25 protein-coding genes and 3 pseudogenes are annotated in these 26,769 nt (G+C 63.7%); 17 read left to right on the top strand and 11 right to left on the bottom strand.

The window, feature by feature from the left end; translation table 11 throughout:
* The first annotated feature begins 8 nt into the window (after nt 1-8).
* Nucleotides 9-1,121 carry a flagellar hook-length control protein FliK gene (locus HAP54_RS20080; protein ID WP_339156847.1) on the top strand — a complete coding sequence of 371 codons (1,113 nt, stop codon included), beginning with the start codon at nt 9-11 and terminating at the stop codon, nt 1,119-1,121.
* Nucleotides 1,122-1,131: 10 nt separating this feature from the next.
* The gene (locus HAP54_RS20075) at nt 1,132-1,854 is read left to right on the top strand and encodes a flagellar hook assembly protein FlgD (RefSeq protein WP_166303078.1); all 723 of its coding nucleotides are present in this window, start codon (nt 1,132-1,134) and stop codon (nt 1,852-1,854) included.
* A gap of 482 nt (nt 1,855-2,336) precedes the next feature.
* Here the strand turns inward: HAP54_RS20075 and HAP54_RS20070 are convergent.
* Nucleotides 2,337-3,103 (bottom strand): annotated as a pseudogene (locus HAP54_RS20070) (IS5 family transposase).
* Between the two features lie 880 nt (nt 3,104-3,983).
* On the opposite strand from HAP54_RS20070, the gene HAP54_RS20065 reads away from it, so the two are divergent.
* Entirely contained in the window at nt 3,984-4,265 is a 282-nt protein-coding gene (locus HAP54_RS20065; protein WP_166303075.1) for a hypothetical protein, read from the top strand.
* Nucleotides 4,246-4,749: a T6SS effector amidase Tae4 family protein gene (locus tag HAP54_RS20060; protein WP_166303072.1), complete on the top strand. Its 504-nt coding sequence runs from the start codon at nt 4,246-4,248 to the stop codon at nt 4,747-4,749. Before HAP54_RS20065 ends, HAP54_RS20060 begins: the two co-directional genes overlap by 20 nt.
* Nucleotides 4,750-4,783: 34 nt before the next feature.
* Here the strand turns inward: HAP54_RS20060 and HAP54_RS20055 are convergent, their stop codons facing one another.
* A complete protein-coding gene (locus tag HAP54_RS20055; RefSeq protein WP_166303070.1) occupies nt 4,784-5,761 on the bottom strand; it encodes a helix-turn-helix transcriptional regulator in 978 nt (325 codons plus the stop codon).
* Between the two features lie 544 nt (nt 5,762-6,305).
* Between HAP54_RS20055 and HAP54_RS20050 the strand changes: the two genes are divergently transcribed.
* Nucleotides 6,306-6,485, top strand: coding sequence for a hypothetical protein (locus tag HAP54_RS20050; protein WP_166202918.1), 180 nt, complete (start codon nt 6,306-6,308; stop codon nt 6,483-6,485).
* 124 nt (nt 6,486-6,609) lie between these two features.
* The gene (locus tag HAP54_RS20045; RefSeq protein WP_166303067.1) at nt 6,610-7,824 is read left to right on the top strand and encodes an OpgC family protein; all 1,215 of its coding nucleotides are present in this window, start codon (nt 6,610-6,612) and stop codon (nt 7,822-7,824) included.
* A 111-nt stretch (nt 7,825-7,935) separates the two neighbouring features.
* Here the strand turns inward: HAP54_RS20045 and HAP54_RS20040 are convergent, their stop codons facing one another.
* On the bottom strand, nt 7,936-8,715 hold the full coding sequence (locus tag HAP54_RS20040) for an alpha/beta fold hydrolase (protein WP_166303064.1): 780 nt from the start codon (nt 8,713-8,715) through the stop codon (nt 7,936-7,938).
* Between the two features lie 561 nt (nt 8,716-9,276).
* On the opposite strand from HAP54_RS20040, the gene HAP54_RS20035 reads away from it, so the two are divergent.
* The 6 genes and pseudogenes from HAP54_RS20035 to HAP54_RS20010 all read left to right on the top strand — a co-directional run bounded on the left by HAP54_RS20035 (nt 9,277) and on the right by HAP54_RS20010 (nt 14,839).
* Entirely contained in the window at nt 9,277-9,552 is a 276-nt protein-coding gene (locus tag HAP54_RS20035; protein WP_002714638.1) for a DUF1153 domain-containing protein, read from the top strand.
* A gap of 173 nt (nt 9,553-9,725) precedes the next feature.
* Nucleotides 9,726-11,354 (top strand): flagellar basal-body MS-ring/collar protein FliF, encoded by a 1,629-nt coding sequence (gene fliF, locus HAP54_RS20030; RefSeq protein WP_166303061.1) that lies wholly within the window; start codon nt 9,726-9,728, stop codon nt 11,352-11,354.
* Nucleotide 11,355: 1 nt separating this feature from the next.
* Complete coding sequence (gene fliG / locus HAP54_RS20025) at nt 11,356-12,441, top strand: flagellar motor switch protein FliG (protein ID WP_166303058.1); 1,086 nt, start codon at nt 11,356-11,358, stop codon at nt 12,439-12,441.
* Nucleotides 12,441-13,064, top strand: coding sequence for a FliH/SctL family protein (locus HAP54_RS20020; protein ID WP_166303055.1), 624 nt, complete (start codon nt 12,441-12,443; stop codon nt 13,062-13,064). Before fliG ends, HAP54_RS20020 begins: the two co-directional genes overlap by 1 nt.
* Nucleotides 13,065-13,084: 20 nt before the next feature.
* A complete protein-coding gene (gene fliN / locus HAP54_RS20015) occupies nt 13,085-13,435 on the top strand; it encodes a flagellar motor switch protein FliN (RefSeq protein WP_166303052.1) in 351 nt (116 codons plus the stop codon).
* A gap of 55 nt (nt 13,436-13,490) precedes the next feature.
* Nucleotides 13,491-14,839, top strand: a pseudogene (locus HAP54_RS20010) (sigma-54 interaction domain-containing protein).
* Between the two features lie 42 nt (nt 14,840-14,881).
* Here the strand turns inward: HAP54_RS20010 and HAP54_RS20005 are convergent.
* Nucleotides 14,882-15,037, bottom strand: coding sequence for a hypothetical protein (locus HAP54_RS20005; RefSeq protein ID WP_029079140.1), 156 nt, complete (start codon nt 15,035-15,037; stop codon nt 14,882-14,884).
* Between the two features lie 171 nt (nt 15,038-15,208).
* On the opposite strand from HAP54_RS20005, the gene HAP54_RS20000 reads away from it, so the two are divergent.
* Nucleotides 15,209-15,589 carry a hypothetical protein gene (locus tag HAP54_RS20000; RefSeq protein ID WP_166303049.1) on the top strand — a complete coding sequence of 127 codons (381 nt, stop codon included), beginning with the start codon at nt 15,209-15,211 and terminating at the stop codon, nt 15,587-15,589.
* 17 nt (nt 15,590-15,606) lie between these two features.
* On the opposite strand, the gene HAP54_RS19995 is transcribed toward HAP54_RS20000, so the two are convergent.
* The 7 genes and pseudogenes from HAP54_RS19995 to HAP54_RS19965 all read right to left on the bottom strand — a co-directional run bounded on the left by HAP54_RS19995 (nt 15,607) and on the right by HAP54_RS19965 (nt 22,392).
* Nucleotides 15,607-16,197, bottom strand: coding sequence for a flavin reductase family protein (locus HAP54_RS19995; protein WP_166303046.1), 591 nt, complete (start codon nt 16,195-16,197; stop codon nt 15,607-15,609).
* A gap of 7 nt (nt 16,198-16,204) precedes the next feature.
* Nucleotides 16,205-17,044, bottom strand: coding sequence for an ATP-binding cassette domain-containing protein (locus tag HAP54_RS19990; RefSeq protein ID WP_166308091.1), 840 nt, complete (start codon nt 17,042-17,044; stop codon nt 16,205-16,207).
* Between the two features lie 8 nt (nt 17,045-17,052).
* Nucleotides 17,053-17,859: an aliphatic sulfonate ABC transporter permease SsuC gene (gene ssuC / locus HAP54_RS19985; protein ID WP_166303043.1), complete on the bottom strand. Its 807-nt coding sequence runs from the start codon at nt 17,857-17,859 to the stop codon at nt 17,053-17,055.
* The gene (gene ssuD / locus HAP54_RS19980) at nt 17,856-19,037 is read right to left on the bottom strand and encodes an FMNH2-dependent alkanesulfonate monooxygenase (RefSeq protein WP_166303040.1); all 1,182 of its coding nucleotides are present in this window, start codon (nt 19,035-19,037) and stop codon (nt 17,856-17,858) included. The genes ssuC and ssuD overlap by 4 nt, the downstream gene beginning before the upstream one ends.
* On the bottom strand, nt 19,019-19,972 hold the full coding sequence (locus tag HAP54_RS19975) for a sulfonate ABC transporter substrate-binding protein (protein ID WP_166303037.1): 954 nt from the start codon (nt 19,970-19,972) through the stop codon (nt 19,019-19,021). The genes ssuD and HAP54_RS19975 overlap by 19 nt, the downstream gene beginning before the upstream one ends.
* Before the next feature lie 48 nt (nt 19,973-20,020).
* Nucleotides 20,021-20,970 (bottom strand): annotated as a pseudogene (locus HAP54_RS19970) (sulfonate ABC transporter substrate-binding protein).
* 216 nt (nt 20,971-21,186) lie between these two features.
* Nucleotides 21,187-22,392, bottom strand: a complete 1,206-nt coding sequence (locus HAP54_RS19965; RefSeq protein ID WP_166303034.1) for an LLM class flavin-dependent oxidoreductase — start codon at nt 22,390-22,392, stop codon at nt 21,187-21,189.
* 219 nt (nt 22,393-22,611) lie between these two features.
* Between HAP54_RS19965 and HAP54_RS19960 the strand changes: the two genes are divergently transcribed.
* The 4 genes from HAP54_RS19960 (at nt 22,612) to msrB (ending at nt 26,567) form a co-directional block, all read left to right on the top strand.
* Complete coding sequence (locus tag HAP54_RS19960) at nt 22,612-23,721, top strand: ATP-dependent DNA helicase (protein WP_166303031.1); 1,110 nt, start codon at nt 22,612-22,614, stop codon at nt 23,719-23,721.
* Between the two features lie 246 nt (nt 23,722-23,967).
* Entirely contained in the window at nt 23,968-24,684 is a 717-nt protein-coding gene (gene msrA, locus HAP54_RS19955; protein ID WP_166303028.1) for a peptide-methionine (S)-S-oxide reductase MsrA, read from the top strand.
* Nucleotides 24,685-24,741: 57 nt separating this feature from the next.
* Nucleotides 24,742-26,076, top strand: coding sequence for an IS1182 family transposase (locus HAP54_RS19950; protein WP_166202952.1), 1,335 nt, complete (start codon nt 24,742-24,744; stop codon nt 26,074-26,076).
* A gap of 77 nt (nt 26,077-26,153) precedes the next feature.
* On the top strand, nt 26,154-26,567 hold the full coding sequence (msrB, locus tag HAP54_RS19945) for a peptide-methionine (R)-S-oxide reductase MsrB (protein ID WP_166214137.1): 414 nt from the start codon (nt 26,154-26,156) through the stop codon (nt 26,565-26,567).
* The last annotated feature ends 202 nt before the right edge of the window (nt 26,568-26,769 follow it).

Below are 26,769 nucleotides of genomic sequence, written 5' to 3'. Positions count from 1 at the left end.
ACCCGGCAGTGACGGCCACCACGCCGTCCGACCAGCCGGCCGCACCGCTTGCGATCGCGGCCGGGGCGATTGCGGCAAGCGTGGCCATCGCCGGCACGGGAGCGCCGGGCAGCAGCGGCGCGCCTGCCGGCGCCGACACCGCAACGGCGGCGGCCACGACGGCGAATGCCGGCAAGGTCGCCAAGGCGGCCGGCGTCAAGACCGAGACTCCAGTCATCACCACGGCCGATGCAACAACGGCCGAGGGCGCAGCGACAGCGACCGGCGACGCGACGCTCGCTGCAACAATTGCCGCCGGAACACCGACGAAGACGACGCAGGCCAAGGTCCAGGTGGCCGCAAAGGACGCGACCGCCACGGCACCTGCGGACCAGGACAGCGCAGCCACGGGCAGCGGCGGCGCCGCACCGGCTGCGCCGACGACCATCGTTCCTGCAGCCGCGCCGGCCGCCGCTGTCGCCGGCAAGGCGAAGGCGGCTGTGGACGGTGCCGCCGATGCGATCAAGGCCGATGCGAGCGGCGACGGCAGCGCCGCGCCAACGCCGCCGGTAGGCGGACACACGGCTGCGTCGACCCAGCTCACCACGCCCGATCCCTCCGCGCAGGCGGCGAATGCAATCCAGCCGCAACTGACGACCACGCAGACGCCGCCGTCCGCGACCGCGCAATTGACGGTGACCAACGCTGCGCAAAGCGCCGCCGTGCCGCTCAGCGGGCTTGCGATGCAGATCGCAGCCTCCGCCAAGAGCGGCAAGAGCCGCTTCGAGATCCGGCTCGACCCCGCCGAGCTCGGCCGCATCGACGTCCGCATCGATGTCGATCGCAACGGCCAGGTGACATCGCATCTCACGGTCGAACGCCCGGAGACGCTGTCGATGCTGCGCCAGGACGCCAACCAGCTGCAGCGCGCGCTCGACAATGCCGGCCTCTCGACCGGCGATGGCGGATTGCAGTTCAGCCTGCGCGACCAGTCGCAGTCGGGCCAGAACAACAACGGCCAGCCCAACCCGAACGCCCACCGTTTGATCGTCGCCGAGGAGGACAGCGTTCCTGCCGCGGTGGCGGGCCGCTCCTACGGACGCACAACCGGCGCCCTCGGCGGCGTCGATATCAGAGTGTAAGGAGTTCACGATGTCAGTCGATGCAACCATGCCGACGCCCGTCGTCTCAGCACCGGGCACCAGCAACGGAACGAGCTCCGGAAGCAGCAGCAGCTCCGGCAGCGGCTTGACGACGTCGTCGCAGGGCATTGCCGACAATTTCCAGACCTTCCTGACGTTGCTCACGACCCAGTTGCAGAACCAGAACCCGCTCGATCCGCTCGACACCAACCAGTTCACCCAGCAGCTCGTGCAGTTCGCCGGCGTCGAGCAGCAGCTGAAATCCAACGACCAGCTGAAGTCGCTGATCGAGATCGAGAAGAGCGCGCAGTCGACCCAGGCGCTGGTCTATGTCGGCAACACCGTCGCGGTCGACGGCAGCAAGACGCAGTTCGACAAATCGGCGACCTGGAATCTGGTGTCCCCGCAAGCCACCAGCGCCACCATCACGATCACGAGCTCGACCGGCCAGACCGCCTATTCCGGCAATTTCAGCCTGAAGCAGGGCAACGCCAGCTTCGTCTGGGACGGCAAGGGCAATGACGGCACGCAGTGGCCGGCCGGCACCTACACGCTGACCGCCACCGGCAAGGATTCCAGTGGCAAGGACCTCGCGATTTCCACCGAAGTGCAGGGCGTCGTCGACTCCGTCGACCTGACCGCCTCGCCACCGCTGCTCTCGATCGGCGGGCAGACCTACACCACCGACAAGATCAAGCGCGTGGTGCGCGGCACGTCGAGCGGCAGCAGTTAAGCTACGTCGTCCCGACTTGCGCCGCGCCGACGGACGCGATTGTTCTCGATTCACGATCAAGCATCGCGGTGTCATCACCCGCGAAAGCGGGTGATCCAGTATTCCAGAGACGCCGCTGCTTGAGCCGAGAGGCCGCGGCGTACTGGATCGCCCGGTCGAGCCGGGCGATGACAGTGTGGGTGGGGACACAACTTCGCATTCTCGCGACATGATCCGCCCGAGCTTTGCTTCTCGTTCCGCCCTCTCTCTTCACAGAGGGCGCAGGGAAAGCCGGGTGCCGATCGCACCCATGGGCCCCGAGCAAAGGGTAGAAAGCTCGGGGGTAGGACCACAGGTGTAACCGGAAACAACCCGGCTTTCCCTGCGCGATGGGTTACGGCTTATACGTGCTCTCCCCGGCGAGACTGGGCTTGCTTGTCACCGCCTTCGCAAAACGCGTTCGCGTGTTGCGACGAGACACCGGCCACTAGGTGGTGTGGACACTAGCGCATCCATAGAACGATGGCTGCGAGAGTGACGACGGCCCGGTAGTTCCGGGCCGTTTTTTCGAAGCGGGTTGCGACGCGGCGGAACTGCTTGAGCTTTGAGAAGCAGCATTCGACGAGATGACGCTGGGCATAGAAATGCTTGTCGAGTGGATATTTGAGCGCGCGTGACGGGTTGTTGGGGATCACGGCGAGCGCGCCTTTGGCGGCGATGGCTTGGCGCAAGTGATCGGCGTCATAGGCCGTATCGGCCATGACGACCTCGGCGGATAAGCCTTCGATCAATGCGGCGGCTTGCGGTGCATCGCCCTTCTGACCTGCGGTGAGCGTGAACCGCACCGGACATCCCAAGCCTCGAACGGCCATATGTATCTTGGTGCTCAGGCCGCCGCGCGAGCGGCCGATCGCTTGATCTTCCGCTTGATCTTCAGACCCCCCTTTTTGGCGCCGGCGGCGTGCTGATGCGCCCGAACGATGGTGGAATCGACGATCAGATATTCGAAGTCCGGATCATCGGACATCGCCTCGAAGATCCGCCACCAAACACCCTTGATGCTCCATCGACTGAAGCGCCGGAACACGCTGTTCCAGTCCCCAAACACCTCCGGAAGATCGCGCCAGGGAGACCCCGTACGCACGATCCACAGCACACCTTCCACGAACATCCGGTTGTCGCGCCCGGTGGAGCCCTTCTGATCGGGGCGCCCTATGATCAGCGGCGCTATCCGCTCCCACGCCGCGTCGCTCAATACCAAACGGTCCATCACACCCAAGGCGGCCTCCCCAAAAGCAGCCTTGAATCTGATTTGCCTAAAAGGGAATCCTTAGAGTCCACACCACCTAGGGCGTCAGGACCACACGACTTCACCGTCCGTTCGCGCGCTCTCGTCAGCACCACGCTCGGCGTCCACCGCATCCCACACCGCGTTCGTGACGACCGCGAAGCGCCCCTCGATCGGGTGAGACGGGCGAACCATACACCGAGTTGTCATTCCGTAAAACCGAAATATTTTTATTACAGAGGATTGACAGGTTTTGCTGAGTTGCCCGTCGTGTCGAATTGGCAACACCGGTTACCATCACGATGTCCATCGTAGGATGAGTAGAGCGCAGCGAAACCCCATCATCTCACCGCGCGGATAAAAATGCTGGGTATCGCTGCGCTCCACTCATCCTACCGGCGAAGCCCGGAATCCATCTCCGGTTGACGCCGCCCGGGGAGCAGGAGCCGCCTGGCGTCCGTTTTGGCATGTTGCAGCAAATGGAAGCCGCGCTGGCGGCGTGCCTGTGATGAAGGTCTTGCGGAGGACGTCCTGCCTGAGCGACACTCTCAATTCCGGGTGATTGCCACCTCACTGCTCCCGCGCGAGATGAGTTGATCGAATGAAGCCAGCTCCGGGCCATCGACGGCCGATCCACCATTCGCCAATCTTCTGGATCGGCATCGCACTGTGCCTCGCAGCGATCGCGATCTACCTGTGGTCCGACGATCTTTCCTGGCGACCGACACCGCGTCCGCAATGAAGAACGATCTAGCGATAGCGGCGCCAGTTCTTCCGTCGGCCTCTACAGCGCTATGAGATCGTCATCGCGCTGTAGCTCGTTGTTTAAGCATGATCTTTTCGGAATGCCGCTTCGCACTTTTTGCGGATCGTGCTCTGGCAGGCATTGCCCACCATCTGCTTTTCACCTGAAGCCGACTTCGGCAACTATCTGCTGAGCGTCCGAACGACTGTCGGCATGCGGCGCGGCGTCCCGATGTCGCGCCCCTCATCGGTGGACACTGTAACGGTCACGGCTTTAGGATGCATCATTTCGACGACGCCTCCAGATGTCGTCCCAGAAGCCAAATTTTTCCCGTCGGAGCTGCAAGGCTCGGGCGCAACGGCGCTGCGGAGAAAAGAGTATGGGTTTCGTCAACATTAGCTTCAACACTTTGCTGGCTAACCACCCAAGCATGACCGACGAATTCAAGACCATGATCAATGGTCCCATAAAGAAGTTTCACGACGAACCCGGGCACAAGAATACGTGCGTCTCGAAAATGTGTTGGGCGTTCAACCACGTTGATGGTCACTACATCAATTGCGACGGCGACTACGGCAAGGGCGGCGTACTCGTCAAAAAGGTGCGGTTTCTCATCGATAAGGATGGCTGGGAGTATATTTTTTCCACCCTCGATTTCCGGCAGTACCTCAATAACCGGTACGGCTCAGGGGAAATGTTTTCGAATACATCAAAGATCGGTGCCCGAAACGGGGTGATCATATTTGAACCAACTGACACCAGTAACATCGGTCATACCGACATCTGGGTGAATGGCCAGATACACGATGCTGACATGTACTTTGGCAGTTGGTATTCGGCAGTGACAAGCGACAGGGTATTTTTCTGGGACCTGAACAAGTAGCGTGGCACGCCGCACGCCGATCGCCTGGATCGGCTCAGTGAGAATCCTTTCGGGCGAGGCGGACGCCGCGCGGCGAATCGCCGAAACGCGTTCGGAACAGGCGATTGAAATAAGATACATCCGAGAAACCGACCTCCAGCGCGATATCGGAAATTCGCTGACGGCTGGCGTGAGACTCGGTTAGCAATTTGAGCGCCCGTTGCAGACGCAATTCATTCAAGCGCTCGGTGAACGATGACCCCGATGACGCCATCAGGCGCTGCAGATAGCGAGGTGAAATGCCCTGGCAACGGGCGACCGTTTGAACGTTGAGCCCGGGCTCCTGAAAGTGTATGGCCAGGTAGTCGAGCACTGCGTTGTGCCGAGCGGCCACGACGGCGCTCGCGCTGCTCTCGCCCAAGGCAGGCCCCTCGCCGATTGCGAGCGCGATGAGATCATGGATGTGGGTCACGACCGTATCATGAAGCCTGGGGGCGGACAGCGCCCTCGTCCTAATGACCGACTTCAGATACGCCGTGAACAGCCGGAATGCTTCGGTTCGGTGCCAAATCGGCCGCATAGCCAGGCTTTCGACGTCAGTCAAGCGCTGCGCAAGCACCTCGCGCGGCACGGCCAGACCAAATTGCAATCCCTCGACATAAGTAACGCTGACGGGCTCGGAATGCAGAATTGCGATTGCATCGCTGCCGCGAACTTCAACTTCCCCGCCGCGCTGCGACAGCTGGCTTCCGCCGGAAGAGCAGAAGATCACGCCGATTGAGTCATCACCATCGGCAAGGTTCGCTTGCAAGCGCTTGAAACGCATGGAAGTGCCTTTCAGCGCGAGCGTACGCAAACCCCGAACCGCATACAGGGACGCATCGGCCTCGAACGGAACGTTCGATAGAGGCTCGATATCTGCATGCACGACGCATCGCCCAAAGTGCTCGCGCCATGCGGGGATGCGAATCCGCTCCGGAAGATCGCGCGTTGAAAATCGATACGATATGAAATTGGCTGCGTCCGTAGGCATGGGGACCTCCAGCCTTCACAGAACATCAGAATGAAGTACTGCGGCACACCAACGTCGAATCTGCATTTTGCAATTCACGCACCGGCCTGCTCTTGATCCGTGCGCATGAGTCCAAGAAGCCACGCTATCGGTCTGCTAGTCTGATTTGCCTGTGATTGATAGTAGTGTGAACTGGTTCACTCAGTGGCCAGAATATTACGTGTATAATATCCGCGAAAGTCGCAGCCGATTTTTCTCCTTTAAGAGGATATGGTCGTGACGGCTCAATTTATGATTGCTGCCATCGGATCCAGTTCAAACATTCCTGGCAGAGTGCAAGCGCAAATCAGCCCTACGACCCTGTTTGCGATTGATCCAGCTTAAGGAGCCGCACTAAGGCTCCCTTGTAGAACTACTGGTCTCGATTTTGTTTGGTCGCTCCGGCCAAATCGCTATCAGTATTCGTTGGACTGCCGGCGGCACCGTTGGTTTTTTGGCCCCGGTTGAAATGGTCGAAATCTGTCACATGGGAAGTCAGCCTTAGTGATCAGGAAAGGGTTCGATCATGTCCACCATATTCGACATGCTTTATCACGAATACTGCCGTGCCCGCCTCGCCGAAATGCGGAAACAGCTTTTGATACCGGTCATCGGCGGAACCTTGCTGGCGCCGTCGGAGGACGATGATCCTTCTGGCCCCGACGAACGTGGCTGGCCGGCGAAAGCGCCGCCAACCATCGGATAGCTGCAGCGCGCAATCCCATAGGTTGACCGGAGGCTAGTCCGGCACGCGCACGCCTCGGAGCATCCGATCGTCTCACGGACCTGTGCCCGATCAGGCCGTGCGCGCACGCCAGACAGATCAACAAATGCTTGATCGAACCCACACTTCGAAGCGATTGATCGGCGAAACTCCGCCGGAGTTCAGATCGACCGGCCGCGACCCGCGCATCGACGTCTGCCGCGGGATCGCGTTATGGTGGATCTTTCTCGATCACATTCCAAATAACGTCGGAAGTTGGCTGACACTGCGCAACTACGGCTTCTGCGATGCCGCCGAGATATTCATGTTCATCTCGGGCGTGACCTGCGCACTGGCCTACGGCAGGGCGCGTCAGCGTGACGGCTGGAGCGGCATGATCGGCCGTTCGCTGCGGCGGGGATGGGACATCTATGCCGCCTTTCTGCTGCTTACGCTCGCTTGCGCCATCCTCGTCTACCTCACGGGCAGCGATCGTCTTGCCGACGAGAGCAATACGCGGGTTCTGTTCGAGCGTCCGGGCGCCACGCTTGCGCACGCGGCGGTCCTGCAGTACCGCCCCGTCAATACCGATGTCTTGCCGGTCTTTGTGATCTGTCACGTATTGTTCGCGCCGCTGTTGTGGCTGCTGCTGCGAGCTCCAAACGTGACGCTTGGCATCTCGTTGTTGCTTTATGTGCTGGTGCACGTCTTCGGCTGGAGCGTTCCTGCCTGGCCCGATGGCGTCTGGTTCTTCAATCCGCTGGCGTGGCAGCTGCCGGTCGTGCTGGGCGCGTGGTACATCATCGAGAGGAAGAGGATCCGAGGATGGGTGACGTCGCGCCCTGCGCTCGTTCTTTCTGCTCTCTATCTGGCGTTCAGCCTGGTCCTTGCGCTGGGCCAGGACATCAAGCTGGTCCCGCCGACCCTGACGGATCTATTGTTTCCATTGGACAAATCGAATTTGAGTCCGTTGCGGCTGCTGCATTTTCTGGCGCTTGCGATCGTGGCGTTATGGCTGGTTCCCGAGGGCTGGCGGGGGCTATCGACACCGATTCTACGCAGCGCGCGGTGTTGTGGCGAGAATTCGCTGCCGATTTATTGTCTCGGCGTCCTGCTGGCGCTCGTCAGCCGGTTTGATCTGTTCGACATCTCGAACCGGCTTTCGATGCAGATCGTGCTCAGTCTTGCCGGCGTCCTGGTGATGATCCTCGTCGCCACGCTACTGAACGCGCTCAGCACCAAGCGCAAGCGACAGGTCGACGTCGATGCCGTCGTGCATGATTTGATTCCACGCGCGAGCCATCACGGCATCCTCGACAGCCATGGCGCGCACATCCTCTAGGCGGCACCGAGTCGCAAAGCGGCCCTGGGAGCGTCGCCACACCCCAGGGCTGCTTTCGTTATCGCGCGTGGGGGAAGCGGGCGCGCTCCGAAGGACGGTTAGCGCCCACGCTCACTTCGATTGTCCCGCTGCGTCGAGGATCAGCCGCGCGATCGCGTCGGGCTGCGAGATCAGTGCGAGATGGCTCGCCTTCACCTCGATCGTGGTGGCGCCCATCCGCTTCGCCATGAAGCGTTCGAGATCCGGATTGATGGTGCGGTCTTCGGTCGAGACGGCGTAGTAGCTCGGCTTGCTGCGCCAGGCCGCGTGGCTGACCTTGCCGGCCAGCAGTTGCTTGTGGAACGGCTGCTGCACGGCATAGAGCACCTTTGCTTTCGCTTCCGGCAGGTCGCCGGCGAAATCGCGCAGGAAGGCCTCTTCCGACAGCCGGCCTTCGTCGCCATCGAACACGATGCCGGCGCTGGCCGGCGGCGTCGGATAGGTTTTTGCCAACGCGGTATAGTCCTCGTCCGCATCGGGGGCGCGCGCGGCGACATAGACCAGCGCCGAGACGTTCGGATGCACGCCGGCCTCGGTGACGATCATGCCGGAGAAGGAATGACCGACCAGCACCGTCGGGCCGTCCTGGCGATCGAGCACGCGCTGCGCCGAGGCGACTGCTTCCGGCAGCGTGGTCAACGGATCTTGCACCGACGTCACATTGAGCCCGGCGGCCTGCAAGCGCGCAATGACCTCGGTCCAGCAGGAGCCGTCGGCGAACAGGCCATGCACCAGCACGACGTTGCGCGCCTTCACCGGCGGCGTGGTTGCGGCCATACCGCGCGAGGACACCAGCGAAGCCGCGGCGCCGGCAAGCAAGGCGGTCGAGAAAGTGCGTCTGTTCATCATCATGACAAGTGCTCGGATCGAGTGAGTGGAGGGGCGCGTCCACCTGCGGTGAACGGACAATCTCTCCTACGCAGGCGGTCGCGCGTCGTTACGGCGCGGGGCTGTCGTGTTGGTCAAGGAAAATTGACCAAGGTGCCGTCCGGCAATCTTTCGACACATGTTGTCACACGCGAGATGATTGCGGAAGCGAGTCGCACGTCGATTATCTCGCCCGGGACCCCCTCTCCCCAACCCTCCCCCGCAAAGGGGACAGGGAGCCTGAGCAGTGTGCTTACCTCACATTGCACAGCGTGTGAGATGCGAGGGAATTGCGGGTAAGCGACGTAAGGGACGCACCGGCAGGAGGGTTCCCTCCTCCTTGTGGGGGAGGGTTAGGGAGAGGGGTGCCGCTCGCTCCGGAGCCTGATGACAGGCCAACAATCGGCCCCCGGGCACCCGATCCGCCCCCAGTTCCCGGCCGGTCCAACGAGATTCGTATTGAACGCTTGGGCTTAGGCAAATTTTAAACCGGTGGGCGTAGGTTACCTCTTGCGAGTTCAGTGGTTGAGAGTTTGTGAGTACGCCATGACAGAACCCCATCGCCCGAGGGTGAAATACGTCATCGGGCCTGACGGCAGCCCGTTAACGATTGCGGATTTGCCGGCCCCCGGTACCAAACGGTGGGTCATCCGCCGCAAGGCCGAAGTCGTCGCTGCGGTCCGCGGCGGCCTGCTCTCCCTTGAGGAGGCCTGCAGCCGCTACACATTGACCGTCGATGAATTCCTTTCCTGGCAGTTCTCGATCGACCAGCATGGTCTGGCCGGGCTGCGCACCACCCGGATCCAGCAGTACCGGCAGTAAATCCGCCCGTACCCGTGGCATTTGACGAAAACCGGCTTCGCTTTTCGAAGCCGGTTTTTTTCATGTCCGCGATTTTGCCGCGGTTCTTAACCTTCGTTAACCATATGGAAACCATACCCTAGGCAATATTTGCCCAGTCGGACCCGCTTGGGCCGAATCCCTGGGGGCCGTTGGTGCAAAGTCTGGTTGCTTTCCTGAGAGGTCTTGGTGCGGCCCGTCTCGGGGCCATGGTTGCGGTCACCGCAGCCCTGATCGGTTTCTTCGCTTTCGTCATCATGCGTGTCACCACGCCGCAGATGACCACCCTGTTCACCGACCTGTCGACCGAGGATTCCTCCGGAATCATCAAGGAGCTGGAGCGCCAGGCGATCCCGTTCGAGCTGCGCAATGACGGCGCCGCGATCATGGTGCCGAAGGACAAGGTGACGCGGCTCCGGATGAAGCTTGCCGAGGGCGGCATGCCCAAGGGCGGCGGCGTCGGCTACGAGATCTTCGACAAGTCGGACGCCCTGGGCACCACGAGCTTCGTGCAGACCATCAATCATCTGCGCGCGCTGGAGGGCGAGCTCGCCCGCACCATCCGCGCCATCGATCGTGTCCAGGCCGCGCGCGTCCACCTGGTGCTGCCGGAAAAGCCGCTGTTCTCGCGCGAAACGCCGGAACCCTCGGCCTCGATCGTGCTCAGGGTGCGCGGCGCGCTGGAGCCGCAGCAGATCCGGGCGATCCGCCACGTCGTCGCCTCCGCGGTCAACGGGTTGAAGCCGCAGCGGGTCTCGATCGTCGACGAGGCCGGCTCGCTGCTGGCCGATGGCGCCCAATCCGATGCCGACGCCACGGTCGGCGACGAGCGCCGCGCCGCGTTCGAGAAGCGGATGCGCAAGCAGGTCGAGGACATCGTCTCCTCGGTGGTCGGCTCGGGCCGCGCCCGCGTCCAGCTCTCCGCCGACTTCGACTACAACAAGATCACCCAGACCTCGGACAAGTTCGAACCCGAGGGGCGCGTGCTGCGCTCGACCCAGACCCGCGAGGAAAGCAGCGCCACCGCCGACAATTCCGGCCAGGTCACCGTCAACAACGAGCTGCCGGGCAACCAGAACCAGGACAACGCCGTCCGCGCCCGCGACCAGAGCAAGAAGAGCGAGGAAACCAACAATTACGAGATTTCCCGCACCACCAAGACCGAGGTGACCGAGGCCGGACGCGTCAACCGCATCTCGGTCGCGGTGCTGGTCGACGGCGCCTATTCCAAGAACGAAAAAGGCGAGATGGTCTATCAGGACCGCACCAAGGAGCAGCTCGACCGCATCGCCACCCTGGTCCGCTCCGCGATCGGCTTCGACCAGAAGCGCGGCGACCAGGTCGAGGTCGTCAACCTGCGCTTCGCCGAACCGCCCGCCACACAGCCGATCGCCGAGCCGACCGGCCTGCTCGGCATGTTGCAATTCACCAAGGATGACGTGATGTACGTCATCGAGCTCGGCGTGATGATGATGCTGGGCCTCGTCGTGCTGTTCATGGTGGTCCGCCCCCTGGTCAAGCGCATCGTCGCCGCCGACGCCATTCCGGCGCTGATCGGCGCGGGTGTGCCGGCGATGGCCGAAGCCCATGCCGAGAGCGCCGGTACGACCGGCCAGGCGCTGATCCCGAGCGGCAGCGGCGCAGCGCAACTGATCGACGTCGCCCAGATCCAGGGCCAGGTCCACGCCCAGGCCGTGCACCGGGTCGGCGAGCTCGCCGAACGTAATCCGAACGAAACCGTCTCCATTGTCCGTCAATGGCTGAGCGAGCCGGTAGAGAGCTGAGATGGCCGCAGTACCCCAGACCATCAACGCCAACGACATCGCCACCGTCCTGTCGACGCTGGCGAACCGGCAGAGTGCCCGGCCCAAGGGCAAGCCGCTGCCCGGCCCGAAGCGCGCGGCGATCCTGATGCTGGCGCTCGGCGAGCAGTATGGCGGCAAGATCTGGTCGATGCTCGACGACGAGGAGGTCCGCGAGCTGTCGGTCCACATGTCGACGCTCGGCACCGTCGAGGCCGACGTGGTCGAGGATTTGATGCTGGAGTTCGTCTCGCGGATGTCGGCCTCCGGCGCGCTGATGGGCAATTTCGACGCCACCGAACGGCTGCTGCAGCAGTACCTGCCGGCCGAGCGCGTCACCGGCATCATGGACGAGATCCGCGGCCCCGCCGGCCGCAACATGTGGGAGAAGCTCTCCAACGTGCAGGAAGAGGTGCTCGCCAACTACCTCAAGAACGAATACCCGCAGACCATCGCCGTGGTGCTATCGAAGCTGAAGCCGGAGCACGCCGCCCGCGTGCTGGCGATCCTGCCCGAGGACATCGCGCTCGACGTGGTCGGCCGCATGCTGCGGATGGAGGCGGTGCAGAAGGAAGTCATCGAGCGCGTCGAGCAGACGCTGCGCACCGAGTTCATGTCGAACCTGTCGCAGACCCGCCGCCGCGACGCCCATGAGGTGATGGCCGAAATCTTCAACAATTTCGACCGCCAGACCGAGACCCGCTTCATCACCTCGCTGGAAGAGGAAAACCGCGAATCCGCCGAGCGCATCAAGGCGCTGATGTTCACCTTCGACGACCTGATCAAGCTCGATGCCGCCTCGGCGCAGACGCTGATGCGCAACATCGGCAAGGACAAGCTCGGCGTCGCGCTGAAGAGCGCCAACGAGGAGGTGCGCAGCTTCTTCCTCGGCAACATGTCCTCCCGCGCCGGCAAGATGCTGATGGACGACATGGCCGCGATGGGTCCGGTGCGCCTGCGCGACGTCGACGAGGCGCAGGCGCTCTTGGTCAACCTCGCCAAGGATCTCGCCGCCCGCGGCGAGATCACGCTGACCAAGAACCGCGCCGACGACGAACTGGTGTACTGATGGCCGCGCCCGCAAAATTCCTGTTCGACACGGATTTCTCGGCGCCGGACCGCGCCCGCGAGCGCGCGCCGACCCCGGCCGAGGTCGCGCAGAAGGTCGCCGACGCCGAGGCGCGGGCCTATCGTGCCGGCTATGAAGCTGCGCTACGCGAGGCCAAGGTCGAGAGCGACCGCCGCGCGGCGCAGGCGCTGGAAGAGATCGGCACCGCGATCAAGGGCATCGCGGCGCGCTTTGCCGGCATCGAGACGCGGATGGAGACCGAGGCCGTGGACGTCGCGGTCGCAGTCGCCCGCAAGCTCTGCACCGAACTGGTTGCGCGCGAGCCGCTCGGCGAGATCACCGCGCTGGTCTCTGACTGCTTCTCGCATCTGGTGGCGACGCCGCATCTCGTGGTCCGCATCAATGACGCGCTCTACGAGGCGGCGCACGACAATATCGAGCGGATGGCGGCGCAGAGCGGCTTCCAGGGACGGCTGGTGATCCTGGCCGAGCCGACGATTGCGACCGGCGACTGCCGGATCGAATGGGCTGACGGCGGCGTGGTGCTGGAACGCGCCGCGATCGAAGGCAAGATCAACGAACTCGTCGGGCGCTATCTGGCGTCCCGCGGCCAGGCCGGCTGACGGCGATTGAGGGCTGAACCATGAGCGACACCGACACCCACGTCCCGCTTCCCGATCTCAATTCCGCCGACGCGCCCGGGATCGACGACATCGGCTACAACGAGGACGAAAATGCCGCGCGCATCGCGGCCGATCTCGAGGCCGTGTTCGACGTGCCGGTGCAGGTCTCGGCGGTGCTCGGCCGCTCCAAGATGGACGTCGGCGACCTCCTGAAGCTCGGACCGGGCACCGTGCTCGAACTCGACCGCCGCGTCGGCGAGGCGATCGACATCTACGTCAACAACCGCTTGGTGGCGCGTGGCGAAGTGGTGCTGGTGGAAGACAAGCTCGGCGTGACCATGACCGAAATCATCAAGACTGAACGTTCTTAAACGGACCCAACGGTAGCGCGCGGAACCTGCGCGACCAGACGAACAGGAGATCATCATGCGGCTTCTCATCGTTGGCACCCTGAAGGGCCAGCTCACGACCGCGACCAAGATCGCGATGGACAACGGCGCCTCCGTGACCCACGCCGAAACCATCGAACAGGCGATGAACGTGCTGCGCGGCGGCAAGGGTGCCGACCTCCTGCTGGTCGACGTCGGCCTCGACATCCGCGACCTCGTGATGCGGCTCGAGGCCGAGCACATCCACGTGCCGATCGTCGCCTGCGGCATCTCCAACGACGCCCGCGCCGCGGTCGCCGCGATCCATGCCGGCGCCTCGCAGCGGTGCTCGCCGCGGTCGCCAACGACGCCCGCGACCTGATCTGGCGCGACGAGGCGATGGGCCGGGTGATCAAGCTCGCGCAGCAGATCGCGGGCTCGGACGCTTCGGTCATGATCACCGGCGAATCCGGTACCGGCAAGGAGGTGCTGGCGCGCTATGTCCACTCCCGCTCGGCCCGCGCCAAGCGGCCGTTCATCTCGATCAACTGCGCGGCGATCCCGGAGCACCTCCTGGAATCCGAGCTGTTCGGCCATGAGAAGGGCGCCTTCACCGGCGCGGTGGCGCGCCGCATCGGCAAGTTCGAGGAAGCGACCGGCGGCACCCTGCTGCTCGACGAAATCTCCGAGATGGACGTCCGCCTGCAGTCGAAGCTGCTGCGCGCGATCCAGGAGCGCGTGATCGACCGCGTCGGCGGCACCAAGCCGGTCCCGGTCGACATCCGCATCATCGCAACCTCGAACCGCAATCTGTCGGAGGCGGTGCGCGAAGGCTCTTTCCGCGAGGACCTGCTGTTCCGCCTCAACGTCGTCAATTTGAAGATCCCGCCGCTGCGCGACCGCCCGGCCGACATCCTCGAACTGGCGCAGCACTTCGCCAAGAAATATGCCGAGGCCAACGGCCTGCCGGTCCGCCCGGTCTCGACCGAGGCCCGCCGCGTCCTGACCGCGAACCGCTGGCAGGGCAACGTCCGCGAGCTCGAGAACACCATCCATCGCTCCGTCCTGATGGCGCAGGGCGACGAGATCGGTGCTGAGGCGATCCTCACCCCCGACGGCGACCGGCTCGACCTCGCCAAGACCGCGCCCGCGGTCGCGCACGCCACGCTTGCCGCCGAGCAGGTCACCCGCGCGCTAGTCGGCCGCACCGTCGCGGACGTCGAGCGCGATTTGATCCTGGAAACGCTGAAGCACTGCCTCGGCAACCGCACCCATGCCGCCAACATCCTCGGCATCTCGATCCGCACGCTGCGCAACAAGCTCAACGAATATGCCGACGGCGGCATCCCGATCACCCCGGCCGGCAATGGCGCTCCCGACTATCAGCGGATGGCCAGCGCTGGTTGAGGACCGCACGCGGCAGGGCCCTCCTGCCGCGATTGCCTCACGTCACGAGTAGCTTGGAGCGTCGGGCTTACGGAAGATTCGGATCGGATCGCCGGGCGTGATGTCGCGGCCGGTAAAGGTCGCATACGCATATAGCGCAAGATAGCCGACGGCTATTGCACCGACGAGATAGAACAGCCAGGTTCCTGCGCGCTTCATCGAACCGTCACGTCTCTGAAATCCGACCGGCATTTAATGCGCTGATCAAGAAAGCGCCACGGCCAACATGCCGCGCCGGCCCCGCCGCCTGTCATCTCTTGTATCTAGCAGCCATTTGCCTTACTCAATCTCCTATTGTTTTAGCGTACTTTGACAACTGGAGAGAGAGATATGGCCCTTTACGCGCAGACCGCCGGCACCCTGTCCACCAATTCCTCGACCTTCACGCCGATCCAAGGCCTCACCCTGACGATTCCCGAGGGCGTCGGCACCACCGCCATCATCATCCTGAATGTTCCGATGCCCTACGCGACCGGCACTGATATTCCCGGCGGCACGTTCGGCATCGCCCTCAATGGCGCGGTCTCCACGGTTACCGCGAGCTTTACCTATAACGAAGGGACTCCGTCGAGCTTTGGCCGCATTCCGACCACGCTGGTCGTCGGCATCCCGCTCGGCAATGCGGCTCAGACCGTCCAGGCGGTCTGGTACGGCGTCCGCGGCAGCACCGTGATCATCGACAGCCCGGCGACGCTGACCGCAATCCTCTAAAGCCTGATCTGGGGGCCCTAGCGCACGCCCCTCGCATGGACGTGACGTGACGGCAGGCTGACTTCGGCCAGCCTGGCGGCGTCTTCTTCCTTGTCGATCGCGACATACTCGCCGTGCCAGTACGCCAGCGCGGCGGTGCGCTCAGAGGCAATCACGTCGAGCACGCGACCGATGACGATCGCGTGCGAATGCCGTTCGATGATCTCCTCGACCTCGCAATCAACAGCGGCAAGCGCGCCGACCAGCAGCGGAACGCCGGAGGCGCGCGTCGTCCATTCGGCGCCAGTGAAGCGGTCCGCGCCCTTCAGGCCGCCCTTGCCGGTGAAGCGCTCGGCGATCTCGAGCTGATCGGCGGTGAGGATGTTGACGCCAAACACGCCATGGCGCGCGATCAGCGGCCACGACGAGGCAGCGCGGTTGATGCTGACGATCAGCGACGGCGGCTCGACCGACAGCGACGACACCGAGGTCACCGTCATCCCCGAGATTTCTTTGCCGCGACCGGCCGTGATGACGCTGATGCCGACGGTGAGATGGCGCATCGCGCCGCGGAATTCAGCGGCCGCCACCGCGGGCTCGATCGAAACATTGCGGACGACGGAATTCATGGCGACCTCACAGGATGTCTTCGCTGCCTTCGAGCAGATGCTTCAGGATCTCGCCCTCCAGCGCGGCGAGTTCGGCCGAGCCGCGCCGGCGCGGCCGCGGCAGGTCGATCGTGACGTCCTGCGCTATCCGGCCGTCCTCGATCACCAGCACGCGGTCGGCGAGCGCGACCGCCTCGGCGACGTCATGCGTCACCAGGATCGCGGTAAAGCCCTGGTCGCGCCAGACGCGCTCCAGCAATTGCTGCATCGAGATCCGGGTCAGCGCGTCGAGCGCGCCGAGCGGCTCGTCGAACGCCAGCACGCGCGGCTGGCTGACCAGCGCCCGAGCCAGCGCTACGCGCTGCTTCTGGCCGCCCGAAAGCACCGACGGCCACTGCCCGCGCTTCTCGCCGAGGCCGACCTCGACCAGCGCCTGCTCGGCGCGCACCTGCGCGTCCGCAGAGGAGCGCTCGCGCCCCAAACCCACCTCGACATTGGAGAGCACCCGCGCCCAGGGCAGCAGACGCGGCTCCTGGAACATGACGCGGACGTCCTGCGCCCGCGGCTCCTCGCCGAAGGCGATGCTGCCCGCGGTCGGCGCCTCGAGGCCGGCGATCAGGCGCAGCAGCGTACTCTTGCCGCAGCCGCTGCGGCCGACGATCGCGACGGACTGGCCCGTCGGGATATGCAGGTCGATGCCGCGCAACACCTCATTGTCGCCGAACGCCTTGCGCAGGCCGCGAATGGTCAGCGACAGGCCACGGGTCGCACTTTCCGATCCGCGCCGCAGCTGCCGTGCCTGCACGACAATATCGGCGCGGTCGACCGGCTCGGCGTCGACGGGCTGGAAACGAAGCGCTTCTTGCATTCTCATTCTCACTTCTTCTGGAAGGCGGGGTGCCACGACAGCGTCAGCCGCTCCAGCGCCCGCGAGGCACTGTCGGCGAGCTTGCCGAGCAAGGCGTAGATCAGGATCGAGAGCACGACGACGTCGATCAGCATGAACTCGCGCGCCTGCATCGCCATGTAGCCGAGGCCCGACGAAGCCGCGATGGTCTCGGCGACGATCAGGGTCAGCCACATGATGCCGAGCGCGAAGCGCAGGCCGACGAAGATCGAGGGCAGCGCGCCGGGGAAGATCACCCGGCGGAACAGCTCGCCGTCGCTCATGCCGTAGATGCGGCCCATCTCAATCAGCTGCGGGTCGACGGTGCGGATGCCGTGCAGCGTGTTGAGATAGATCGGGAAGAACACGCCGAGCGCGACCAGGAACAGCTTTGCCGACTCGTCGATGCCGAACCACAGGATGACCAGCGGGATCAACGCCAGATGCGGAATGTTGCGCACCATCTGCAGCGTGGTGTCGGTGAGCTTCGCCGACAGCTGCGACAGCCCATTGGCGAGCCCGAAGGCGAAGCCGATGCTGCCGCCGATCACAAATCCGATCGAGGCGCGCCAGAAGCTGACCCAGATGTTGCGGATCAGCTCACCTGACAGCAGCAGCTTCCATCCCGCCAGTGCGACGTCGGACGGCGCCGGCAGCACGCGCGAGGGAACAAAACCGGTGACGCAGGCCAGCTGCCAGATCAGGATGATGGCGAGCGGCACGATCCAGGGGATCAGGCCGTCGACCTTGGGGAGTTTGGGTGCGCCGACGCGCGGGAGACTATCGATGAGACTCATGATTGCGATGCCTGCTTCTGCGGACGGTAGTCATTGCCGATGGTCTCGCCGAACGGCCCGGTATTGACGCGGATCGGCGTCACATTGCCGGGTTGCGCCAGCGACAGCAGCGGGAACACCAGCTCGGCGAAGCGATAGGCTTCCTCGAGATGCGGGTAACCCGACATGATGAAGGTATCGACGCCGATGTCCTGATACTCCTTGATGCGCGCGGCGACCGTCTGGGGATCGCCGACCAGCGCGGTGCCGGCCCCGCCGCGCACCAGGCCGACGCCGGCCCAGAGGTTGGGGCTGATCTCGAGCTGGTCGCGGCGGCCGCCATGCAGCTGCGCCATGCGCTGCTGGCCGACCGAGTCCATCCGGGCAAAGATCTTCTGGGCGGCCGCCACCGTGTCGTCGGTGACGTACTGGATCAGCTCGTCGGCGGCGCGCCACGCCTCCGCATTGGTCTCGCGCACGATCACATGCAGGCGGATACCGAACGAAAGCTTGCGGCCGCGCTGCGCGGCCACCGCCTTCACCTTGGCGATCTTCTCGGCGACCTGCGCCGGCGGCTCGCCCCAGGTCAGATATTTGTCGACGGTGTCGACCGCGACGTCGATGCCGGCGTCCGACGAGCCGCCGAAATAGAGCGGCGGCCGCGGCGATTGCACCGGATTGAACAGCAGGCGGCCGTCCTCGATCCGGATGTGCTTGCCCTCGACATTGACCGTCTTGCCCCCCAAGAGATCGCTGTAGACGTTGAGGAACTCGCGCGTCACCGCGTAGCGTTCGTCGTGGTCGAGGAAGATGCCGTCGCCCTTGTTCTCGATCGGATCGCCGCCGGTGACGACATTGATCAGGAGACGGCCGTTCGACAGCCGGTCCAGCGTCGCGGTCATGCGGGCGGCGACGCTCGGCGATTGCAGGCCAGGCCGGACCGCCACCAGATAACGCAACCGCTCGGTCCAGGGCGCGACGGCTGACGCCACCACCCAGGAGTCTTCGCAGCTCCGCCCCGTCGGCAGCAGCACGCCGTAATAGCCGAGCTGGTCCGCAGCCTGCGCGATCTGGCGCAGATAGTTGAAGTTCACCTCGCGCCCGCCGATCGCCGTGCCGAGGTAGCGGCTGTCGCCGTGGGTCGGCAGGAACCAGAGGATATTGGCGTTGGTTGCGGTGCTCACGTGCCCGGTCTCCATGCGACGTCGGAAATCTTGATTTGCTTCGGGATCAGGCCGAGCGCGAAGAACGCGTCGGCGACCTGTTGCTGATCCGCGATCACGCTGTCGGTGACCGGCTTGATGCCGTAGGACTGGCGCTTCAGCGCGACCTCCACCACCGGCACCGAGAGGCCGATGCTCGGCGCCAGCTGTTCGGCAACGGCGTGGATATCGCCCTTAGCCCAGTCATCGACCTCGCTGAGCTGCGCCAGCACCAGCTCGACGATCTTCGGGTCGCTGTGCAGGAACTGCTTCGAGGCAAAGTAGAACTGATAGTTCGCGACGACGCCGGTGCCGTCGGCCAACGTGCGGGCGCCGGTCGCAGCCTCTGCCGCAGCCTGGAACGGATCCCAGATCACCCAGGCATCGACCGCGCCGCGCTCGAACGCCGCGCGCGCATCGGCGGGCGCGAGATAGGCGACCTCGACGTCGGAATATTTTACGCCGGCTTTCTCCAGCGCCTTCACCAGCAGATAGTGGACGTTGGAGCCCTTGTTCAGCGCGACCTTCTTGCCCTTCAGCTCCGCGACCGATTTGATCGGGCTGTCCTTCGGCACCAGAATCGCCTCGCCCTTCGGCGCCGGTGGCTCATAGGCGACATACTGGATCGGTGCGCCTGCGGCCTGCGCGAAGATCGGCGGCGCCTCGCCGGTGTTGCCGAAATCGATCGCACCGACATTGAGCGCTTCCAGCAGCGGCGGACCCGACGGAAACTCGGTCCAGACGACCTTGTAGCCGACCGATTTCAGCTTCTCCTCGAGCGAGCCCTTGCTCTTCAACAGCACCAGCTTGCCGTATTTCTGGAAGCCGATGCGAACGACCTTGTCCTGGCCGTAGGAAACGCCGACGCTGGCTGCGACGATGCCGACCGACAGCACTGCGCGAGCAATCCAGCGTCGAAATAAACGCGTCATGGGAATGTCCTCTGCATTGAATTGACCAAGGAATTGACCAAGGAGCGATCAGGTCTGGGGATTGCGCCAGACGATGTCGCGGATCGCGATCTGCTTCGGGATCAGGCCGAGCTTGAAGAAGCGGTCGGCGACGCCCTGCTGGGTCACGATGATGTCGTCAGTCACAGGCCCGACCGAGAAGCCGGCTCGCCGCGCCGCGATGGTCTGGATATCGAGCGGCACGCCGGTGACGGCGGCCAGGGATTTCGCGACCTCATCGGGATGCGCCTGCGCCCACGCCGCCGACGACGTCGTGACATCGACGATCTGCTGCAGGACGGCGCCGTGATTTCGGGCGAAGTCGCGGTTGGCGATGTAGAACGAGTTGGTCTTGGTGATGTCGCGAGTCTTGACCAGAATGCGACCGTTCTGCTTGGTCTCGGCGATCGCGAAATACGGATCCCAGATCGCCCAGGCATCGATGCCGCCATTGGCAAAAGCCGGGCCGGCGTCGGGGGGCGTCAGATAGACCGGCGTGATATCGCCATAGGTCAGCCCGGCTTTCTCCAGCGTCTGAATCACGACGTTATGCGCGCTGGATCCCTTGGTGAAGCCGACGCGCTTGCCCTTGAGATCGGCGATGCCGGTGATTGCCGAATTCTGCGGCACCAGGATGCCCGAACCATTGATGATCGGCTGGGCCGCGGCATAAACGATGGCCGCGCCCGCGGCCTGGGCGAAGATCGGCGGGGAATCGCCGACGGCGCCGTAATCGACGCTGCCGACATTCATCGCTTCCATCATCGGCGGGCCCGAGGAGACTCGACCCATTTCACGCTGATGCCCTGCGGCTTGAAATGATTTTCCAGGGCTTCATGCTGGCGCGTGATAACCAGCACGCCGTTCTTCTGGTAGCCGATACGAATTTCCTTCGCGTTCGCCTGGGCCTGCGCACCCCGTGACAGCGCGGCAGCGGCGGCTGTGACGAGCGACAGCTGGAGGAACTCACGACGCTTCATTCCAAAACTCTCCTGACGATCAAGCGCGTTTCTCAACACGCGATCATGCGTTGTCAGGATGATGGGGCGCGCGAATGGAGCTGTCGAGCACCGCACAAAAATAGCGATGCCAGCACTTCGGTGCAGGCATCGCGCGGGTCGTTTCTTTTAAGGCGCGGATCGCGCGTAGCGAATTATTTTCCTCACGAGATCGCGAGGTCGCTGCACAACAATCGATCAGCCCGCGGCGGCGGTTTTCGGCGCGACATTGACCGCGAGTTTACCGTAGCGATCCGAGAACGCCTGGGTGTCGATCTCCTCGAGCTGGATCGCACCACTCAACACGCCCTTCTTCCAGGCATCGTGCTCCAGATCGTGCTGGAACTCCGGCATCACTTCCTTGCCGAACAGCTCGAGCGACTCGCAAATGTGCTCATGGGTGTTCTTGCCGGCCTGGTTGAGCAGGATCACCTGGTCGATATGCGACGCGCGGAAGCGCCGCAGCTTCTTCGCGATCGTCTCCGGCGAGCCGATCAGGCCGCCGCGCAGTGCCGCCTCCTGCGCCTCCGGATTCTCGCGCTTCCACTTGTTGTACTCGTCCCACATGTTGACGGTGCCCGGCGCCGGCCGCTGCCGGTTCTGCGCCTGGCCGTAATAGCGCAGCGCGAACTGGAAGAAGGTCGCGCCATCGGCACGCTTGCGCGCCTCCTCGTCGGTCTCGGCGCACATGAAGAACGAGACCAGCGCCATGTTCGGATTGATCTCGTAGTCGGCGAGCTTCTTCAGCCGCTTGGTGATCGCGTTGTAATAGGCATGCACCCAGGCATGCGCCGCCTCGGCGCTGACGAACTGGAAGCCGAGCGCGCCAAATCCGTTCTGCCCGGCGCGCTCGATGGTCGGCAATTGCGAGCAGGCCATCCAGAGCGGCGGATGCGGCTTCTGCACCGGCTTCGGCACGACGTTGCGCAAGGGGATGTCGAAATACTTGCCGTGATGCTCGGTGCCGATCTTGGTGAACATCGGGAAGATCGCCTGCACGGCTTCCTCGAACACCTCGCGCTTGGTCTCCATGTCGCGGCCGAACGGCGTCAGCTCGGTGATCGAGGCGCTCTCGCCCATGCCGAACTCGCAGCGGCCGTTAGAGAGCAGATCGAGCACCGCGACCCGTTCGGCGACGCGGGCGGGATGATTGGTGGTGAGCTGGAAGATGCCGTGGCCGAGCCGGATGTTTTTGGTGCGCTGGCTCGCGGCGGCGAGGAAGGATTCCGGCGCCGGCGAATGCGAATATTCCTCGAGGAAATGATGCTCCACGACCCAGGCATAGTCGTAGCCGAGCCGGTCGGCGGTCTCGAGCTGCGTCAGCGCGTTCTGGTAGAGGCGGAGTTCGTCGCCGTCGTTCCACGGGCGCGGCAGTTGCAGCTCGTAAAAGATGCCGAATTTCATGGCGTCACTCCCAAGGTCGCGCTCCCGACCACTTGTTGTGGTCCCGACCGCTTGTTGTTTTCGGTCAGTCTAGTGGCGGCGCGACCCAAGTCCAGCCTCGGGGGCGAAACTCCAATTCCGTGCAGCGGGAGATAGCTTGATCGGACCGCATGAATGTTTAGCTTGTGCTGGCACGAGTCGCGGCGCTATCGGTCGCGCGCTCATTCCTCCGAAAGCCACATGACGACCTTCACGCCGCATCAGGACTCCGCGCTGAAAGCAGTTGCCGACTGGCTCAAAGCCAAGCCCGGCAAGGGCGCCACGCCGCCGGTGTTCCGGCTGTTCGGCTATGCCGGAACCGGCAAGACCACGCTTGCCCGCCACATCGCCGAAGGCGTCGACGGCGAGGTGAAGTTCGCGGCTTTCACCGGCAAGGCGGCGCTGGTGATGCGCAACAAGGGCTGCGACAGCGCCTCCACGATCCATTCGCTGATCTATCGCGCCCGTGAATCCGGCGTCGAGCAGCCGAGTTTTGAGCTCTGGGACGACGCTCCCGCGTCAAAAGCGAAGCTGATCGTGATCGACGAATGCTCGATGGTCGATGCCGAGCTCGGCCGCGATCTGATGTCGTTCGACTGCCCACTGCTGGTGCTCGGCGATCCCGCGCAATTGCCGCCGATCCAGGGCGGCGGCTTCTTCACCGATGCCGAGCCGGACGCGATGCTGACCGAGGTGCACCGCCAGGCCCAGGACGATCCGATCGTGCGGATGTCGATGGATATCCGCGAGGGCCGCGAGCTCGAGATCGGCCGCCACGGCGAGAGCGAGGTGGTGTCGCGCAAGGAGCTCGATCCAGACCGCGTGATGCGCGCCGACCAGGTGCTGGTCGGCCGCAACAACACCCGCCGCGCCTACAACATGCGGGTGCGGCAGCGGCAGAACATCGAGGACCCGCTCCCCGTCGCCGGCGACAAGCTGGTCTGCCTGCGCAACAACCGCAAGAAGGGCCTGTTCAACGGCGGGCTGTGGCGGGTCAAGGCACGCGCGCAGTCGAAATCGAAGATCATCACCATGCGCGTGATGCCGGATGAGGATTTCGGCTACAAGGTCACCAAAGTCTCGGTGCGCGGCGAATGCTTCGACGGCGGCGTCGAGGGCGTGCCGTGGGAGCAACGCAAGCCTTATGACGAGTTCGACTATGGCTATGTGCTGACCGTGCACAAGTCGCAGGGCTCGCAATGGGACGACGTCGTGCTGTTCGACGAGAGCTTTGCGTTCCAGGATTCGCGCGCGCGGTGGCTGTATACGGGCATCACGCGGGCGGCGAAGCGGCTGAGTATCGTGGTGTGACGGAGTCATTCCGGGGCGATGCGGAGCATCGAATTGCGGTGCGCAATTGCGCATCTGAGGTTCGGCCCTGCGGACCGCCCCGGAATGACACTCTTCGACCAGCTTTCCCTCACGAAACCGTGTGGCCGGCGGCGTAACAAAACGCGCGCTGACCCGTATTTTGAAGCGTCGGAGCAGCCCGGCCCGATTTGCGAATGCCGGCTGCCGCTCTAGACTGGCCCCCAATTGCGATCCCACGAGGAACCCATGCCCAAAAGCTCCCTCAGCCGCCTCTCGCTGTGCGCCGCCGCGATCGGCGCGCTGGCCGTCGCCGCTTTTGCCGTTGCGCCCTCGCTTGCCGCCGAGGACGCCGTGATCATCCCGCCGCCCGCGGCAAGCGCGCCGGAGGCCGGCATCAAGACCGCGGTGCTCGCCGGCGGCTGCTTCTGGGGCGTGCAGGGCGTGTTCCAGCACACCGCCGGAATCGTCAGTGCGGTGTCCGGCTACTCCGGCGGCAGCAAGTCGAATGCCGACTACGAGAAGGTGTCGACCGGCACCACCGGCCACGCGGAATCGGTCGAGATCAAATACGACCCGCAGAAGATCTCCTACGGCAAGATCCTGCAGATCTTCTTCTCGGTCGTGCACGACCCGACCCAGCTGAACCGCCAGGGCCCCGACTCCGGCACCCAGTATCGCTCGGCGATCTTCACCACCAGCGACGAGCAGAAGCAGGTCGCGGACGCCTATATCGCCCAGCTCAACGCGGCCAAGGTCTACAAGAAGCCGATCGTCACCAAGGTCGGCGCGCTCGAGGCGTTCTATCCGGCGGAGGGCTACCACCAGGACTATCTGACGCTGCACCCGACCCAACCCTATATTGCCTATAACGACATCCCGAAGGTCGAGAACCTGAAGAAGATCTTCGCGGAGAACTACATCGAGAAGCCGACGCTGGTGAGCAGCACCAAGGCCACCAACTAGGAGCTTGTCTGGATAGTCGCTGTTCAAATCTGGTCGGGTCTGATTCAACATTGGGCGATGAGCAAGTATTTTCGGCCTTGGAACATCGATCAGACGCTGCTTCTGCCGCCGAATGTGCAGGACTTCGTGCCGAAAGGCCATGTCTCGCGGTTTATGGTTGATCTGGTGCGGGAGAGCCTCGATCTCAGGGAGATCATGGGCAGCTATGTGAGCGGGCTTGGGCAGCCGCCGTTTGATCCGCGGATGATGGTGGCGCTGCTGCTGCATAGCTATGCGAGTGGGCTGTATTCGTCGCGTCGGATTGCCAAGGCCTGCCGGGAGCGGAACGATTTTGTGATGATCGTGGCGCTGGATGCGCCGGATTTTCGGACGATCAGCGACTTTCGCAAGCGACATTTGAAGGCGCTCGGCGCGCTATTCGTGCAGGTTCTGAAGTTGTGCGAGACGGCCGGGCTGGTCAAGCTCGGTCATGTCGCGCTGGATGGTACGAAGATCAAGGCGAACGCGTCGAAACACAAGGCGATGAGTTATGAGCGCATGAAGAAGCGCGAGGCGGAATTGAAGGCCGAGGTCGCTCGCATGCTGGCGGCCGCCGAGGCGGCGGATGCCTCGGAGGATGAGACTTTCGGCAACAGCGACGAACTGCCGGACTGGACCGTCGACAAGCAGAAACGGCTGGCGAAGATCCAGCAAGCGATGGCGGCGCTGGAAGCGGACGCCAAACTGGCGGCGGAGGAAGAGCGCCGCATCGAGGCCGAAAAGGAACAGCAGCGCCAGGCCGAAGGCCGCAAGAAGCCGGGCAAACCGGCGGCGCTGCCATCGGAGGAACCCAATCCCAAGGCGCAACGCAACTTCACCGATCCGGAAAGCCGCATCATGAAGTCGAAGGATGGCTTCGTTCAGGCCTATAATGCCCAGGCGGCCGTCGATGCACATGCCCAGATCATTGTCGCGCAAGAACTGACCCAGCACGGCAGCGATCAGGGCCAGTTGGTGCCCCTGATCGAGGCCATCGAGAGCAATCTTGGCCGCAAGCCGCGGCAGGCCTCAGCGGATTCCGGCTACTGCAGCGAAGCCAATCTCGAAGCGCTCGACACACGCAGCATCGATGGCTATGTCGCGCCCGGTCGCGCCAAGCACCCGACAGTAGCGAACGGAAAAGTCGGCGGCCCGCTGACACAGGCCATGCGAAAGAAGATCGACGATGGCGGCTTCGAAACACCCTACCGATTGCGAAAGCAAGTGGTGGAGCCGGTGTTCGGGCAGATCAAACAGGCAAGAGGCTTCCGCCAGTTCCTGTTGCGGGGCATCGAGAAAGTGCGCGCCGAGTGGACAATGATCTGCACCGTCCATAACCTCCTCAAGCTGTTCAACCTCGCAAACGCAGCCTGAGCCTGCTACTCTACAACAAATGCCCGTCACGAAAACATATCTGGACGGGCTCCTAGACATCTCGCAAAGGAGGTTGAATGTCCGACACCAAAACCGACGGCAAGGTTCACAAGAGCGAGGCCGAGTGGCGCAAGGAATTGACGCCGATGCAGTATGCGGTGCTGCGGGAAAAGGCGACCGAGCGCCCCTTCACCGGCGAATACGAGCATGATCCCCGCAAGGGCACCTATGTCTGCGCCGGCTGCGGGCAGACGCTGTTCGAATCCGACCAGAAGTTCGACTCCGGCTGCGGCTGGCCGAGCTTCTCCAAGCCCGCGATCGAGAGCCATGTCGACGAGGAGCGCGACGTCAGCCACGGCATGATCCGCACCGAGGTGCTGTGCTCGAAATGCGACGGCCATCTCGGCCATGTCTTCAACGATGGCCCCGGCCCGACCGGCCTGCGCTACTGCATCAACTCGGCGGCGCTGAAGCTCGACGAGAAGAAGTAACAACTCGTCATGCGCGGGCTCGACCCGCGCATCCATCAAGGAATGAGTCTTTCATCACGATGGATTGCCGGGTCAAGCCCGGCAATGACGATAGCGGGTTCGGCAAATATCCCGCCCTCACGTCGAACAATTTCTCCGCCCCGCGCGACCAAGAACCGGTCGCGCGGGGTTTGTTTTGGCCGCGGCGGCCCTCGCGCGCCTG

The sequence above is a fragment of the Bradyrhizobium sp. 2S1 genome (genome assembly GCF_011516625.5).
Classification (GTDB): Bacteria; Pseudomonadota; Alphaproteobacteria; order Rhizobiales; family Xanthobacteraceae; genus Bradyrhizobium; species Bradyrhizobium septentrionale.
Note: the sequence above shows the minus strand (reverse complement) of the source record. Positions and strands in the feature narration are given on the sequence as shown.

What these genes read in the sequence shown, in the direction of transcription:
- HAP54_RS20075 (WP_166303078.1), top strand. Translation starts at nt 1,132, where the DNA reads ATGTCAGTCGATGCAACCATGCCGACGCCCGTCGTCTCAGCACCGGGC.
- HAP54_RS20060 (WP_166303072.1), top strand. Translation starts at nt 4,246, where the DNA reads ATGGGTTTCGTCAACATTAGCTTCAACACTTTGCTGGCTAACCACCCA.
- HAP54_RS20055 (WP_166303070.1), bottom strand. Translation starts at nt 5,761, where the DNA reads ATGCCTACGGACGCAGCCAATTTCATATCGTATCGATTTTCAACGCGC.
- HAP54_RS20050 (WP_166202918.1), top strand. Translation starts at nt 6,306, where the DNA reads ATGTCCACCATATTCGACATGCTTTATCACGAATACTGCCGTGCCCGC.
- HAP54_RS20045 (WP_166303067.1), top strand. Translation starts at nt 6,610, where the DNA reads ATGCTTGATCGAACCCACACTTCGAAGCGATTGATCGGCGAAACTCCG.
- HAP54_RS20040 (WP_166303064.1), bottom strand. Translation starts at nt 8,715, where the DNA reads ATGATGATGAACAGACGCACTTTCTCGACCGCCTTGCTTGCCGGCGCC.
- HAP54_RS20035 (WP_002714638.1), top strand. Translation starts at nt 9,277, where the DNA reads ATGACAGAACCCCATCGCCCGAGGGTGAAATACGTCATCGGGCCTGAC.
- fliG (WP_166303058.1), top strand. Translation starts at nt 11,356, where the DNA reads ATGGCCGCAGTACCCCAGACCATCAACGCCAACGACATCGCCACCGTC.
- HAP54_RS20020 (WP_166303055.1), top strand. Translation starts at nt 12,441, where the DNA reads ATGGCCGCGCCCGCAAAATTCCTGTTCGACACGGATTTCTCGGCGCCG.
- fliN (WP_166303052.1), top strand. Translation starts at nt 13,085, where the DNA reads ATGAGCGACACCGACACCCACGTCCCGCTTCCCGATCTCAATTCCGCC.
- HAP54_RS20005 (WP_029079140.1), bottom strand. Translation starts at nt 15,037, where the DNA reads ATGAAGCGCGCAGGAACCTGGCTGTTCTATCTCGTCGGTGCAATAGCC.
- HAP54_RS20000 (WP_166303049.1), top strand. Translation starts at nt 15,209, where the DNA reads ATGGCCCTTTACGCGCAGACCGCCGGCACCCTGTCCACCAATTCCTCG.
- HAP54_RS19995 (WP_166303046.1), bottom strand. Translation starts at nt 16,197, where the DNA reads ATGAATTCCGTCGTCCGCAATGTTTCGATCGAGCCCGCGGTGGCGGCC.
- HAP54_RS19990 (WP_166308091.1), bottom strand. Translation starts at nt 17,044, where the DNA reads ATGCAAGAAGCGCTTCGTTTCCAGCCCGTCGACGCCGAGCCGGTCGAC.
- ssuC (WP_166303043.1), bottom strand. Translation starts at nt 17,859, where the DNA reads ATGAGTCTCATCGATAGTCTCCCGCGCGTCGGCGCACCCAAACTCCCC.
- ssuD (WP_166303040.1), bottom strand. Translation starts at nt 19,037, where the DNA reads ATGGAGACCGGGCACGTGAGCACCGCAACCAACGCCAATATCCTCTGG.
- HAP54_RS19975 (WP_166303037.1), bottom strand. Translation starts at nt 19,972, where the DNA reads ATGACGCGTTTATTTCGACGCTGGATTGCTCGCGCAGTGCTGTCGGTC.
- HAP54_RS19965 (WP_166303034.1), bottom strand. Translation starts at nt 22,392, where the DNA reads ATGAAATTCGGCATCTTTTACGAGCTGCAACTGCCGCGCCCGTGGAAC.
- HAP54_RS19960 (WP_166303031.1), top strand. Translation starts at nt 22,612, where the DNA reads ATGACGACCTTCACGCCGCATCAGGACTCCGCGCTGAAAGCAGTTGCC.
- msrA (WP_166303028.1), top strand. Translation starts at nt 23,968, where the DNA reads ATGCCCAAAAGCTCCCTCAGCCGCCTCTCGCTGTGCGCCGCCGCGATC.
- HAP54_RS19950 (WP_166202952.1), top strand. Translation starts at nt 24,742, where the DNA reads ATGAGCAAGTATTTTCGGCCTTGGAACATCGATCAGACGCTGCTTCTG.
- msrB (WP_166214137.1), top strand. Translation starts at nt 26,154, where the DNA reads ATGTCCGACACCAAAACCGACGGCAAGGTTCACAAGAGCGAGGCCGAG.